The following is a 12,814-nucleotide window of genomic DNA, read 5'->3' as shown; positions in this document are numbered from 1 at the left end:
GTCCCCGGACAGGGACGGCCTCCTATGGAATGGCGTATGTTGTACAGAGCTGCCTATGCGGCGCGCTTCGGAAGCGCTCCCGCTACTTGCGCTTGCGGCTGTTCTTCACGAGCGTCATGCGGCGGGAATGACGGAGCCAGGAGTAGTATGTCTTCAAATCCCGCAGTTCCATCGTCTCCGACATTTTGCCAAGAAACGTTATGACAATCATCTTCATCATCGGCTCCCCCGCCAGATCGAAATCCCGATCGGAAGGAGTGAATTCCGCGACCACGACCAAGTCTCCGTCAATCAGAAACACGTCCTGCTCGTTGCGGTAGTAAGGAGCGATTCGGTCCTGCTTCAGACAATCCCAAATAAACGCGGCGATCGATTCGGTATCGGCATCTGTCTTGGAAATCCGATCTACCCAGCGGGATCTGGCATGATGGGTGATGACGATATCAGCCACCTTGTTCTCCCCTAACAAGACATAAAAAGGTTCGTACGTGCTCCATCGTTCCATGACTTTATCTCTCACTGGTACCACTCTCCACCACGTTAGGTCTTTTTGTCTATGTATATTTACCCAATATATTACATGAAGCGCAACCCGTTCTCAAGTTCACACCAAGCTTTCCAGGCCGGTTTTAGCGCAATATTAACAAAGTGTTCCAAAAAAGACACATTCTCCAACCTTTTCTGGTGGCGTGTCCGTTTCTGTTCAACGAATCAGCCCTTCCCGGACGCGTTTGGAAAGTGATCTCGGGCGCATCTGGAGAGCGATCTCGGCCGTAGCTCGAGAGTGATCTCGGCTGCATCTCGAGGGCGATCTCGACCGCATCTCGAGAGTGATCTCGGACGCGTCTGGACAGTCGGCAGCATCAAGGTTTCGCTGCACAAGACGGGCATTCCCCCGAACGGAGCGCGCACAAGCTCGTCGGGCAGTAACAAAAAGACCTATTCCGTTAGTAGGAATAGGTCTGTATCCATCCATGCCCTCACATTCCGAAATATTGGGTCTTGTCTTGCGTCTCCCCGCTATATTCCGTCTTGATTTCGTTCCGGTACGAGCGTTCAATTCTTTTGACATAATTCAACCGGCGAATATTCTTCATCGTATCCTCGGCTCGATCCGAGTTGACATACAGAACGGCATAATGCATTTTGCGAGAAATGTAGTGGAGCGTTCCGTATTTATCCAGATTCCGGGCCGCCTTCACATCGGTGACCCATATAATATATCCCGTTCGTTCAGGAAACATAATTCTCCTCGCTTTCCCCCGAATGAAGGCTGGCTAAGAGCAGCTGCTGCAGCCGCCACTGCATCCTCCGCTTCCGCAGCCTTTTGACGGCAGCGGATCGTTGCCGGGTACTTTGATGGTATCGGAGACCGCATGGGCAATCACCTCTGAGAGTCCATGAAGCAGCTCGTCCAGCGCTTGCTCCGCCTGCTTGAAGCGGGCCACCTCGTCAATCGCGTCCAGCTGTGCCTGCACGGCCATCACTTCATCCTTCGCCCGGTGATAATCCGGATGGAAATGCCCGAAGCGCTCCGTCTCTTCGAACAGTTCCTTCTTGCGAGCGAATTCGCGAACGAGGCGCTTGACCTCCGCGTTCTGCTCCATACGTTCTTTCCAATATAGATATTCGGCTACTTCCGCCGACTGGTTAATCATATCGCCCAATTGGTAAGCGTTCGTGAGCAGAACGGCCATGTCGACAACGGATTCATACTGTCCTACTGACATGTTATCACGCTCAATTCTATCTAAAATTACCGGCTTGATCCAGGGCAACCTGCGGGAAGCACCAGCCGCTGCCGTTCCCAATCGGCCGGGGACCATGTCTTCAGCTCAGCCGCGTCTCCCTCGCCGGCATCATAAGCTTCCAACAGCCACGCTCCCTTCTCTCCGTCCCGGATGCTAACGGGAATAAGCGTGGCGCGCTGCCCCGACTGCTCCACCTCGATGGGGGTCAAGAGCCGAATGGCCATCGACACCAAATCCTTCTGTGTGGAAGCATGATAGGAACGCAGCGTTCTTGTCCATTGGCCGGGCACCTCCCGATAAGGCGCCGCCATATCTTCACCAAGCAGCGGTTCGGTTTCCATTTCATAATACTGCAACGGAGAAGGACTGTAAACCATTGCTTTCCCCGCTTCCTCCGGAGACGCTCCCAAGTCGGCGGAAGCCTCCTCCCACACCGATATCATGGAGTCCGTCTCCTCCTTCCCGGCCCATTGGCGGAGAGGCGCGATTCCCGCCTTGTCCAGCGTCTGTCCCAGCTCGCGGACGCGCTCCCGGTCGACGATGAAGTCCCGTTCCCCGATCGGCTCGATTCCGGCCAGGCCGGAAGGTTCGCGGAGCAGCGCTTCCTTCACTTCCGCCGCGGCGGCGCTGTCCTCGCAGCGAAGCAGCATCACTTCGGCGAAGCGGACGCGGCCGTATTGCAAGCTCCACAGCTCCATCGCGTCCTGAATATTTTCGGGCACGCCCGTCCAGGCATGCGCCTCCATGAAGCGCAAGACGGACGCCATCGTCCGCCCATGCTCCACCCCTTGCTCGAAATACGCTTTGGTCAACCGGTACACATCCATCTGATCGGTGCGGACGCATTCCGCGATCGCTTCCAGCTCCCATCGAAGATAGAACGGGGCCGCGGCGGGAAGCAAGATTTCGAAGTCCGGTTGAATGAAAAATCCCGGCCCCTCCGCCGCGTCCTGTGCCGCGAGCCGGTAAGCCCACTCCACGTCCCCCTGTTCCGGCCGGGCCAGATGACAGAAGCCGAGCGCGTGGAAGGTGCGCAGCCAGCTCCGAAGCTGGCGCTCCGCCCGGTCCTCCGCGTCCAGCAGGCCGAGGCGTCTCAGCCGCGCAATGACCTCCCGTTCGCCATGCCATGCCCCGTCCGCTCCGATAAGGCGCACCGCCAGCGCGAGATGGCGCAGCTGCGCATCCGCCGGCAAATAATGCTCCTCCACCACGGACATCACCGCTTCGCTCCAGACCGACGAAGGAAGGCGCAGCCACCGGACCAGCTCCGGCTCGTTCACCGCATACCGGTTCGCCTCCTTCTTCAGCAGCTCGTAGCGCAGCGCGATATCGATGACCAGGGCAAGCGGGAGCGGCAGCGCGTCGGCGAACGGATGCTGCGCTCCCATATCATTCGGAAGCTCCGCTGCGGCCCATGGATTCAGCGCCGACAGCCGGGTGACGGCACGCTTGTGAAGCGTTCCCTTCGCCGTCAGCGGCAGCCCTTCCTTCGCCGCGAAGGCGAGCAGGGAGAACAGGCCGAAGACGATGCCCCGTCCCGCTTCGGACAGATAGCCTTCCGGTTCCGGTCCCGTCGTCCTGTCCTCTGGCTCCCGCCGTCCCGGTTGAACGCTTTCCGCCTGGAGCTGTTCGTCCAGCAGGCATCCCAGCAGGTGAACGTATATATCCGACGGCAGGAAGAGCAGGCGCTCGCCCCACGCCCGCTTGACGCTTGCCACGAAGCCGCGTTCCGCGAGCGGGTCGCAAGCGGCCAGCAGCGCCGCTCCGGCCGCCTGCGGCCCATGCCAGCTCAGCAGCTTGTCCACCGTGAACGGGAGCGGGCCTGCCTGCTTCAACATAATCACCAGCGGTACCCGCAGCGGCGGCGAAAGCGACCGGAATTCGTCCCGAATCGCTTCCGGCCGCTGCGCATAACGCTCCCAGCAGCGGCGGGGCGCCGAGGCTTCATCCGGTTCCGTCCGCTTCAACAGCTGATTCGTGTTCAAGGTTCTCTTCTCCCTCCTCGATAAGATAGCGGTAGCGCTGCTCCACCAGGAACAACTGCCGCTTGAGCGCGTAATCCCGCTCCTTGGTCGCCTCGCTGACCACCGTATAGAAGTAGGCCATCCGCCCGTCCTTCTTCGGCCGCAGCAGCCTGCCGAGCCGCTGCGCTTCTTCCTGCCGGGAGCCGTAGCTGCCGGATACTTGAATCGCGACGGTCGCGTCCGGCAGATCGACGGCGAAGTTCGCCACCTTCGATACGATAAGCACCGGCACCTCGCCCCGCTTGAACGCCTCATACAGACGCTGCCGCTCGGCCTGCGGCGTCTGCCCTGTCAGGACCGGCGCCTGCAAGGCTGCGGCCAATGTGTCTAGCTGGGACAAGTACTGCCCGATCACCAGCGTCGGCGCGCCCGGGTGGCGCGCGATGAGCTGCCGGACGACCGGAACTTTGGCCCCGTTCTCCGCCGCGATGCGCGCCCGTTCGCGCAATCCGGACTGCTGGTAAGCGATGCGGGTCGCCGCGGGGAGCGGAACCCTTACCTCCGTGCAGGTCACCTGGGCAATCCAGCCGGCCTCCTCGAGTTGTCTCCATGGCAGCTCGAATCGCTTCGGTCCGATGAGAGAGAACACGTCCCGCTCGCAGCCATCCTCGCGGACGAGCGTCGCGGTCAGGCCGAGGCGCCGCGTCGCCTGCAGATCCGCCGTCGTCCGGAACACCGGCGCCGGCAGCAGATGGACCTCATCATAAATGATGAGCCCCCAGTCGCGCTCATGGAAGAGACGCATATGGCTCCACTCTCCGTCCTTCTGCTGGCGGTAGGTCATCATCTGATAGGTGGATATCGTCACGGGGCGCACCTGCTTGTCCGCGCCCGTATATTCGCCGACATGCTCGCTCTTCAAGGTCGTCCGCTTCAGCAGTTCTTCCTTCCACTGCTTGACCGACGTCGCGTTCGAGGTAAGAATGAGCGTCTCGCTCTGCAGCGCCGTCATCGCCGCCAGGGCGACGATCGTCTTGCCCGCTCCGCAGGGCAGCACGATGACGCCATCGCCGGCCGCCCGCGTACCCGACCCGATGAAGGCCGCGACCGCATCCTGCTGATAAGGCCGCAGGGAGAAGGATGGGCTCTCTTCCAGCCGAAATGAGAGCGGCTCTCCATCGCGGAAGCCCAAATGGTCGATGACAGGATAGCCCGCGCGCGCAAGGGCCCGCTTCAGCCGCCCGCGGTGGCGGGCATGGACGAGCACCCGGCCCTGCTGCGGCCGGCCCGAGAACAGCGTGCCGACTTCCGCGTCGTGCATGAATCGTTCGAGCGTCTTTTCATCCTCGGAGCGAAGGGTGAAGTGCGTCTCTTTATCCTCCCCTTCCAGAATGAACAGGCCGTACCTTCCCATCCACATCTCGATCTCCTGCTTGACCTTGATGGGCGTCGGGTAGGTCGCGTACCGATCCAGCGTCTCCGCGACCGACTGGGCCGTGGCGCCGTTCGCGGCCGCGTTCCACAGCGTGATCGGCGTCATCCGGAACGTATGGATGCCCGCCGGGTTTTTTATCAGTTCGGCGAACCGCTGCACGGCCGCCCGAATCTCCGGATAGTCCGGGCTCCGCTCGTTCACCAGCACCGTGCAATCCTGTTGTACCACCATTCGAAAAGATGCCTGAGCCAATCCTCTATCCCCTTTCCTGTCCTGCAACACAAAAAAGTTCATCCGTCTCGGAAGAGAGGATGAACTTGCGCCGTCCAACCTTGCCTAATGCGTATACGGCGATTGTTCGGAAATCTCGCTTAACGCCTCTCCCGCTTCATCCGCGAAATGCACGTGTACGGCAAGATCCCCAAGCGATACGATGCCGACCAGCTTGCCGTCTTGCACAACCGGCAGACGCCGAACTTGGTGGTCGGCCATCAATTCCGCCGTCTCATCAATGGTGGCCTCCGGGCCCACGGAGATCACTTCTTCCGTCATCACGTCGCGGACGGAAGTGGAGCCAGGGTGCTTCTCGGCCATCGCGCGGATGACGAGATCCCGGTCGGTAAGGACACCGATGAGGCGTTCGCCGTCTACGATCGGAATGAACCCGGTGTCGTGCTGCTTCATCTTGACTGCGGCTTCATAAATATTGTCCTGCGCCGTGCAGGTGACGATGGAATCCGTCATAATGTTCTCAATGTTTGGCATAATCATCCTCCTGTTCAACCATTAGGATAACCGTTATGCGTCTGAATTATGCCGGATTACGGATTCATGAGCGCGTCACATGCCAGCCCCGCCAACAGCTCGCCTGCCGTCAGCATCGCCGGCTCGTCGATGTCGAAGCGCGGATGATGATGCGGGTAGCGGGCCGCCTCTCCATTGCCGGCTCCGACCAGCACGAAGCAGCCCGGAACTTCCTTCATATAGTAGGCGAAGTCCTCGGCCGGCATCAGCATATCCGCCTCCTGCACGCGCTCCGCACCGAAGCAGCCTGCCGCGACGCGGCGCACCCGCTCCGCCTCGCTCTCATGGTTGACCAAGGCCGGATAACCGACGCGGTATTCCAGCTCATATTCCGCGCCATGCATCGCGCACGTATGCTGAAGGATCGTCTCGAACCGCTCGCGCAGCAGCTCGCGGACCGCCGGATCGAAGGAGCGTATCGTTCCTTTTAAAACAGCGCGGTCGGCGATGACATTTTGCGTCGATCCGGCCTGCAGCGCCCCGACGGAGACGACGGCCGGCTGCAGCGGCGACACGGTCCGGCTGACGATCGTCTGCCACTGCTGCACGAGCTGGGCGCCGATGACAACGGCATCCGCGCACAGATGCGGCATGCCGCCATGCCCGCCGCGGCCGTATACCGTCAGGTAGAAGTCATCCACCGCCGCCATCATCGGTCCCGGCCGCACCGCCACGATCCCGGAAGGGATCGGAGTCCACAGATGGACGCCGTACATCCGACCGACGCCCTGCAGCGCCCCTTCCTTAATCATCGCCTGGGCTCCGCCGGGACTGACTTCCTCGGCCGGCTGAAATACAAACCGCACTTCCCCGCTCCAGCCTTCGCGGTGCTCCGCCATCGCGCGGGCGACGGACAGCAGCGTCGCCGTATGCGCGTCATGGCCGCACGCATGCATTGCGCCAGGCACGGTCGACGCATATTCGCATGTCTTCTCGTCTTGTATGGGCAAAGCGTCCATATCGGCGCGCAAGGCGACAACCGGGCCGGCGCCGTTCTTCAGGCGGCCGACCACGCCATGACCGCCCACGCCGGCCGTTGTCTCCAGGCCGAACGATTCGAGCTTCTCCTTGACGAACAGCGCGGTCTGCCTTTCCTCATAAGACACTTCGGGATGCCGGTGCAAATGCCGCCGCCAAGCGACAGTCTCCTCATAGCGGGAGGCCAATGATGCCTTCCACACCGGTGCGGTCGTATTGATCATAAGCCATTCCCCTTATCTGTCATGATTAGATTCCGAAATCCTTATCCGTTTGTGAACGTTTTCTATATTGTACCATAAAAGCCGGATCTGCGAGGCCCCTTTTGCTCCGTTTCAAGCCGTCCGATTCGTTCGATGCCGCCTTTGCCTCAATTTTGAACAATCCGCTCCCCCGCAAGCGATGTCTTGCGCAAGCCTGGGAAACATACTATCATGAGTAAGAGGTAACCGATTGCACATGATGAAGATGAATAGGAACGATATGAAGGAGGAATAGATGCATGATTATTGACAACACCGGCCTCATCGGCCTCGAATCGGATCTGGCCTACCTGGATGAGGTAACGGAGAATCTCGGTTTTATCCGCTGGCAGTGGGAATATTACCGGTCTACATACGATTTGAAAATTGAAGATAAGAAGAACGGCGAAGACTACTTTCTGCGCATCAATACCCGCGTGAAGGAAGGGAAGCTGGAGAAGCCCGATACGATCCTCGCCATCGAGGCGGTATACATGGGCCGAGCCTCCTTCCCGCATGGACTGGATTACGAAGCTCCGATCCCGCAGCCGATCGTGAATAATGCCGCCCAGAAGCTGAATGAGCTGAAGCAAGCGCTTCTTAGCGCCTAAAGGTACATTCCCTTGAACAGACCGCACAGACCCAGTCAATCGAAGAACCCGCCAAGCACGGGCAAGGGATCGCCTGATTTTATTCTGCTGGTGCTGACCCTGCTGCTTGTCGGGTTCGGCGTCGTGATGGTATTCAGTTCAAGCTCAAGTCTGGCTGCCGTATCCTCGAGGTATGATTATGATTCCTTCTACTTCGCCAAGCGGCAGCTGATGTGGGCTGGCTTAGGCTTCGTGGCTATGCTGTTCGCCATGAACATCCGTTATACGGCCTACAAAATACTGTTCATTCCGTTATTCATAGTCACTGTCCTCATGCTAATTATCGTCCCGTTCGCGGCGGAGAATGTGAACGGAGCGCGAAGCTGGTTAAATATTGGCGGCCTAGGCATTCAGCCTACCGAATTGGCGAAGATCGCGGTCGTGCTGTATTTGTCGGCCTTGATCGCCAAGAAGGGGGAGAAATTCCGCGACTTCCGCACCGGACTGTTCCCGGTCATGATCATTGTCGGATTCGTCGTCGGCCTGATTATGCTGCAGCCCGATATGGGCGGCGCGATGATACTGACGGCATGCGCCGGAGTTATCGTCATCGCCGGAGGAGCGAACCTGAAGCATATTATGAATTGCCTGCTCGTCGGCATCGTCGGCGTGCTCGTCGTGCTCGGCTTGAGCATGCTGTTCATGCCGGACAAGCTGTCGGGCGGCTACAAGATGGCCCGGGTGCAATCCTGGCTCGATCCGTTCCACGATTCGCAGGCGGCCAGCTACAATCTGCTCCATTCCTTGAAGGCGATCGCGCATGGCGGCTGGACGGGAGCCGGCTTCGGGCAGAGCATTCAGAAGCTGTTGTACCTGCCTTATCCGTACAATGACTTTATCTTCGCGATCATCGCGGAGGAATTGGGCTTTATCGGAACCGTCATCTTTTTGCTCGTCTATATATGCTTCATCTGGCGCGGCATCCTGATTGCGCTGCGCTGCCCGGACATTTACGGCACGCTCGTAAGCATAGGCATTGTCGGCATCATCGCCGTTCAGGCCTTCATCAATATCGGCGGCGTCACGCGCACAATTCCGATTACGGGGGTCACCATGCCGTTCATTAGTTACGGAGGATCTTCCCTGTTCATTACGATGGTCAGCGTCGGAATATTGCTCAGCGTCTCGCGGGAATACAACCGCGTGCAGCAGAAGAAGGAGACCGGTCAATCGGTCCCCCGCCGTTCCAACAAAAAAGACTACCGGCCGCTTCGGTCCGTGTAGTCTTTTTTGTTCCCATGCATTGATGCCCATACCTTCATAATGACTATTTGATGCGCGGCATTTCGTCCAATTCCTCATCCTTGAATGCGACGCCTTCCACTTTGACGTTGACTTCAACCACATTCAAGCCCGTCATGTTCTGCACCGCTTCCCGCACACTCATCTGCAGCTGGCGGCATACTTCCTGTATCGGCATTCCGTACATAATGATAACTCTCAAATCTATGGCCGCTTCCACTTGGCCCACTTCCACGGAGACACCCTTTTGCACGTTGCGGCCGCTCAAGCGCTTCGCCCATCCTTCGGACAGCCCTCCGGACATAGCGGCAACACCTGGAGTTTCCAGCGCAGCGAGACCTGCGATTGTGGCGACGACATCGTCCGATATGCGAATATTCCCTTCATGGGTATTCAGTTGCTCCTCTGCCATCGTCATCCTCCTTTCTCTCTTATCTTTATTGTACCGATCCCCAATCTTGAAAGCAAACACCTGATGACAAGCAACGACAGTAATTTTTGTTTACGATCTCGATGCGGTTGGTTATATTAAATATCGGACGATTTCACGTTATTATGAATTTAGTAGGGGTGATGTTTTGGGAAAACGGTTGTTCTTCATTATCCTCTGGCTGACCTTCATCCTAAGCGCAGCCGGACATTACTTATCCTGGAACATGACGCTTCAATTCGCCCTGTCCGCCGTGGCGATTGTGTTCGTGGCCGGATTCCTCGGCCGGTCGACCGAGGCCGTCTCGCATTATGCGAGCCAGCGCCTGGGCGGATTCCTGAATGCGACCTTCGGCAATGCGGCTGAACTCATCATCGCGATTTTCCTGGTGAGGGAAGGGTTGTTCGACATGGTCAAGGCGAGCCTGACCGGCGCCATCATCGGCAACCTCCTGCTTGTGCTCGGATTGAGCGTGCTTGTCGGAGGGATCAAGTATAAGGTGCAGACGTTCAACGCCAACCTGGCCGGTATGAACGGCTCGCTGATGATATTGGCCGTGATCGCGCTGTTCGTGCCTGCCGCCTTCTTCACGACCCATTCCCTCAGCGAGACGGGTACTGTAGTCTTGAGCCTGGTCGTGGCCGGAATTCTGATCGCCGCTTATTTGCTCTGGATTCTGTTCTCCATGGTCACGCATAAGGAGATGCTGACGGAAGAATCAGAGCGGTCGGAGGAACAGGCGGAAGAGGAGCCGCAGTGGTCAAAAGGGAAATCCGTGCTCTACCTCGTCATCTCCACGGTCATGGTTGCTTTCGTCAGTGAATGGCTTGTCGGGACGCTGGATACGTTCACGGCGCAATTCGGCTTGTCGGAGCTGTTCGTCGGAGCCTTCGTTATCGCCATTGTCGGCAATGCCGCAGAGCACAGCGCCGCCGTCATGATGGCCATGAAGAACAAGATCGGGGCCGCCGTGGAGATCGCGATCGGCAGCAGTCTGCAAATCGCGCTCTTTGTCGCTCCCGTGCTCGTATTCGTGAGCACGCTGTTCGGGCAGACGATGGACATCGTGTTCACGACGCTGGAGATGATCGCGATCGGGGTAGCGGTATTCATCGCCAAATCGATCTCCCAGGACGGACGAACGAACTGGTATGAAGGTCTGCTGCTGCTCGCCGTCTATGTCATTCTGGGGGTATCCTTCTACCTTGTCTAGGCCGAGCAGAAGCGAGACTGCACTCAAAAGGCCCGGGATATAACATCCCGGGCCTTCCCGTGTTCGCGGATACCGCCGTTCCACGATAGCAATTATTGAGTAGCCTTGTTCAACGCCTCATACAAGGTAGCCAGATTGCGTTCCAGCTTGCTGACGAGCTGCTTGCCAACGCTTTCCTCCACCAGTCCGGCTCGAACGGCGAAGTCAACCTGCCGAGAAAAACCATACATTTGCGTATCCAATACTTCCTCATAGAGAGGGCAGTAACGCGTCGCCAAGTTCTCCATCTGGACCTGGATGAGTTTCTCTATTTGATGCGCATCCGCTTCTAGCAGAGTGAGCGCCCTGTCACTTAGCTGTTGCAACACATTCGACGAAGACATGCCTGGTTTCCCCCCTATGACTCGAAGTCACGATTGTTCTAACTCTAATATTAGACGATCATGACGGGTAACACAAGATGCATGACGAACTTCTGTCCATGCCGTGCAGCCTGCGCAAGCCGCTATATGTCAATCTAGATATAGAAAGAGCCGGAACATTCTGCCCCGGCTCTCGCTGTTATTCCGCTACCACGGAAACGTCCAATCCATGCTTCTTGAATACTTCCGCCATCGCTGCCTTCGCTTCATCCGCATCCGGCCCATGGACGTGAAGCTCGTACTTCTGGTTGCCCACCAAGGTCGTGAACAGGCCCAAAATGCTCTTAACATCAATGTATTTGTTGTCGGCCTGCAAGACTATCGAAGATCTGAATTTGTTCGCTGCTTGTGAGATTTCCACAATTGCCGTGTTATTGGACATCGAAATCCCTCCGTCATCAATTAGTTCGGTCGGTCTCCTTACGTTTCCATCATACCGTGAATGAGACGCTTGACGCAAGAATAAATCCGCAAAAACATGCGGCGAATCAACGAATTCCTCTTATTTGAGGTGCTCCGGATTCAAGCACTCCAGCTCAGGGATGACAAATCGGCCGTCTTTGCGCACGAGAACATCGTCGAAATACATTTCCCCTCCGCCATATTCCGGACGCTGGATCAGCACAAGGTCCCAATGGATCGAGGAACGGTTGCCGTTGTCCGCCGTCTCATAGGCTTGACCCGGCGTAAAGTGGATGCTGCCCGCAATCTTCTCATCGAACAGTGTATCCTTCATCGGATGCAAAATATACGGGTTGACGCCGATGGCGAATTCCCCGATATGGCGCGCGCCTTCGTCCGCATTGAGAATATGGTTGATCCGGGCCGTATCATTGCTCGTCGCCTCCACAATTTTGCCATTCTCGAACCGGAACGAGATATTCTCAAAGGTGAAGCCGTTATAAATCGATGGCGTATTGTAGGTCAACGTACCATTGACGGAATCGCGGACAGGCGCGGTATAGACCTCGCCATCCGGAATATTGTTCTGTCCCGAGCATTTGACTGACCCGATGCCCCGGATCGAGAACGTCAGGTCGGTTCCCGGACCGGTAAGGCGGACCTTGTCCGTGCGGTCCATCAGCGCCTTCAGCGACTCCATCGCCTTGTCCATCTTGGAGTAATCGAGATTGCACACATCGAAGTAAAAATCTTCGAACGCTTCCGTCGACGTGTTGGCCAGCTGGGCCATCGAAGCGTTCGGATAACGAAGCACGACCCACTTCGTGCGCTTGACGCGCTCTTCCATATGTACCGGATGCGAATAGATAGCATCATACAGCTTCATTTTGTCTTCCGGGATATCGGACATTTCGTTCGCGTTCTCCCCGGCGCGAATCCCGATATATCCCTGCATGTTCTGCATCCGGAGCAAATCATACTCCCGCCACGTCTTCATCTGTTCCTCAGACGCGTTCTTGATCAGCGAGCGCAGCACTTTCCGATCGGTCAGCTGCACGAACGGGCGGCCGCCCCGCGCGGCGACTTCATCTACCAGCATCGTCACCAGCTCGCGCTCGGAGCCGATCATCTCAATCAGCACATTTTCACCTGGCTGCACATTAATGGAATATCCAACCAAGTTCTGGGCGAGCTTCTGCAATCTTGGGTCTTTCATGTCATGTTCCTCCTCGGTCGGCCGATAAAATGATGAAACCTTTCCCATTGTAACATGAGCGCTTA

At 57.5% G+C, this 12,814-nt stretch carries 14 protein-coding genes; 3 read left to right on the top strand and 11 right to left on the bottom strand.

Going from position 1 to position 12,814, the window contains the following annotated elements; translation table 11 throughout:
- Positions 1-82: 82 nt before the first annotated feature.
- From OCY70_RS22370 to OCY70_RS22340, 7 genes are all read right to left on the bottom strand, one after another.
- Positions 83-520 (bottom strand): hypothetical protein, encoded by a 438-nt coding sequence (locus OCY70_RS22370; protein WP_213427064.1) that lies wholly within the window; start codon positions 518-520, stop codon positions 83-85.
- Positions 521-980: 460 nt separating this feature from the next.
- On the bottom strand, positions 981-1,244 hold the full coding sequence (locus OCY70_RS22365; RefSeq protein WP_213427065.1) for a YlbG family protein: 264 nt from the start codon (positions 1,242-1,244) through the stop codon (positions 981-983).
- Positions 1,245-1,277: 33 nt separating this feature from the next.
- Positions 1,278-1,730: a YlbF family regulator gene (locus OCY70_RS22360; RefSeq protein ID WP_168182948.1), complete on the bottom strand. Its 453-nt coding sequence runs from the start codon at positions 1,728-1,730 to the stop codon at positions 1,278-1,280.
- Positions 1,731-1,756: 26 nt separating this feature from the next.
- Positions 1,757-3,736: a helicase-associated domain-containing protein gene (locus OCY70_RS22355; protein WP_213427066.1), complete on the bottom strand. Its 1,980-nt coding sequence runs from the start codon at positions 3,734-3,736 to the stop codon at positions 1,757-1,759.
- A complete protein-coding gene (locus tag OCY70_RS22350; protein WP_261945178.1) occupies positions 3,696-5,381 on the bottom strand; it encodes a DNA repair helicase XPB in 1,686 nt (561 codons plus the stop codon). The genes OCY70_RS22355 and OCY70_RS22350 overlap by 41 nt, the downstream gene beginning before the upstream one ends.
- A 105-nt stretch (positions 5,382-5,486) precedes the next feature.
- Positions 5,487-5,915 (bottom strand): CBS domain-containing protein, encoded by a 429-nt coding sequence (locus tag OCY70_RS22345; RefSeq protein WP_213427068.1) that lies wholly within the window; start codon positions 5,913-5,915, stop codon positions 5,487-5,489.
- Positions 5,916-5,971: 56 nt separating this feature from the next.
- The gene (locus tag OCY70_RS22340) at positions 5,972-7,156 is read right to left on the bottom strand and encodes a M20 metallopeptidase family protein (RefSeq protein ID WP_213427069.1); all 1,185 of its coding nucleotides are present in this window, start codon (positions 7,154-7,156) and stop codon (positions 5,972-5,974) included.
- Between the two features lie 278 nt (positions 7,157-7,434).
- Here OCY70_RS22340 and OCY70_RS22335 point away from each other — a divergent pair, with 278 nt between their 5' ends.
- Together OCY70_RS22335 and ftsW are read left to right on the top strand one after the other, a co-directional pair.
- On the top strand, positions 7,435-7,785 hold the full coding sequence (locus tag OCY70_RS22335; protein ID WP_213427070.1) for a YugN family protein: 351 nt from the start codon (positions 7,435-7,437) through the stop codon (positions 7,783-7,785).
- A 12-nt stretch (positions 7,786-7,797) separates the two neighbouring features.
- Positions 7,798-9,048, top strand: a complete 1,251-nt coding sequence (ftsW, locus tag OCY70_RS22330; RefSeq protein WP_213427071.1) for a putative lipid II flippase FtsW — start codon at positions 7,798-7,800, stop codon at positions 9,046-9,048.
- 43 nt (positions 9,049-9,091) lie between these two features.
- On the opposite strand, the gene OCY70_RS22325 is transcribed toward ftsW, so the two are convergent.
- Entirely contained in the window at positions 9,092-9,478 is a 387-nt protein-coding gene (locus OCY70_RS22325; protein WP_213427072.1) for an Asp23/Gls24 family envelope stress response protein, read from the bottom strand.
- Between the two features lie 166 nt (positions 9,479-9,644).
- Here OCY70_RS22325 and cax point away from each other — a divergent pair, with 166 nt between their 5' ends.
- Positions 9,645-10,709 (top strand): calcium/proton exchanger, encoded by a 1,065-nt coding sequence (gene cax / locus OCY70_RS22320; protein WP_213427073.1) that lies wholly within the window; start codon positions 9,645-9,647, stop codon positions 10,707-10,709.
- Positions 10,710-10,801: 92 nt separating this feature from the next.
- Here the strand turns inward: cax and OCY70_RS22315 are convergent, their stop codons facing one another.
- The 3 genes from OCY70_RS22315 to OCY70_RS22305 all read right to left on the bottom strand — a co-directional run bounded on the left by OCY70_RS22315 (position 10,802) and on the right by OCY70_RS22305 (position 12,749).
- Positions 10,802-11,092, bottom strand: coding sequence for a YlaN family protein (locus OCY70_RS22315; protein WP_087442899.1), 291 nt, complete (start codon positions 11,090-11,092; stop codon positions 10,802-10,804).
- 178 nt (positions 11,093-11,270) lie between these two features.
- Positions 11,271-11,513: an HPr family phosphocarrier protein gene (locus OCY70_RS22310; protein ID WP_006680016.1), complete on the bottom strand. Its 243-nt coding sequence runs from the start codon at positions 11,511-11,513 to the stop codon at positions 11,271-11,273.
- 120 nt (positions 11,514-11,633) lie between these two features.
- Positions 11,634-12,749 carry an aminopeptidase gene (locus tag OCY70_RS22305; RefSeq protein WP_213427074.1) on the bottom strand — a complete coding sequence of 372 codons (1,116 nt, stop codon included), beginning with the start codon at positions 12,747-12,749 and terminating at the stop codon, positions 11,634-11,636.
- Between the last annotated feature and the right edge of the window lie 65 nt (positions 12,750-12,814).

It is taken from the genome of Paenibacillus melissococcoides (assembly GCA_944800085.1).
GTDB classification, from domain to species: Bacteria; Bacillota; Bacilli; order Paenibacillales; family Paenibacillaceae; genus Paenibacillus_B; species Paenibacillus_B melissococcoides.
This window is presented reverse-complemented; position numbering and strand designations above follow the sequence as displayed.

Coding starts and splice junctions, on each gene's coding strand:
- OCY70_RS22305 (WP_213427074.1), bottom strand. CDS start 12,749: ATGAAAGACCCAAGATTGCAGAAGCTCGCCCAGAACTTGGTTGGATAT.
- OCY70_RS22315 (WP_087442899.1), bottom strand. CDS start 11,092: ATGTCTTCGTCGAATGTGTTGCAACAGCTAAGTGACAGGGCGCTCACT.
- OCY70_RS22350 (WP_261945178.1), bottom strand. CDS start 5,381: ATGGTGGTACAACAGGATTGCACGGTGCTGGTGAACGAGCGGAGCCCG.
- OCY70_RS22345 (WP_213427068.1), bottom strand. CDS start 5,915: ATGCCAAACATTGAGAACATTATGACGGATTCCATCGTCACCTGCACG.
- OCY70_RS22325 (WP_213427072.1), bottom strand. CDS start 9,478: ATGGCAGAGGAGCAACTGAATACCCATGAAGGGAATATTCGCATATCG.
- OCY70_RS22340 (WP_213427069.1), bottom strand. CDS start 7,156: ATGATCAATACGACCGCACCGGTGTGGAAGGCATCATTGGCCTCCCGC.
- OCY70_RS22310 (WP_006680016.1), bottom strand. CDS start 11,513: ATGTCCAATAACACGGCAATTGTGGAAATCTCACAAGCAGCGAACAAA.
- OCY70_RS22335 (WP_213427070.1), top strand. CDS start 7,435: ATGATTATTGACAACACCGGCCTCATCGGCCTCGAATCGGATCTGGCC.
- OCY70_RS22365 (WP_213427065.1), bottom strand. CDS start 1,244: ATGTTTCCTGAACGAACGGGATATATTATATGGGTCACCGATGTGAAG.
- OCY70_RS22360 (WP_168182948.1), bottom strand. CDS start 1,730: ATGTCAGTAGGACAGTATGAATCCGTTGTCGACATGGCCGTTCTGCTC.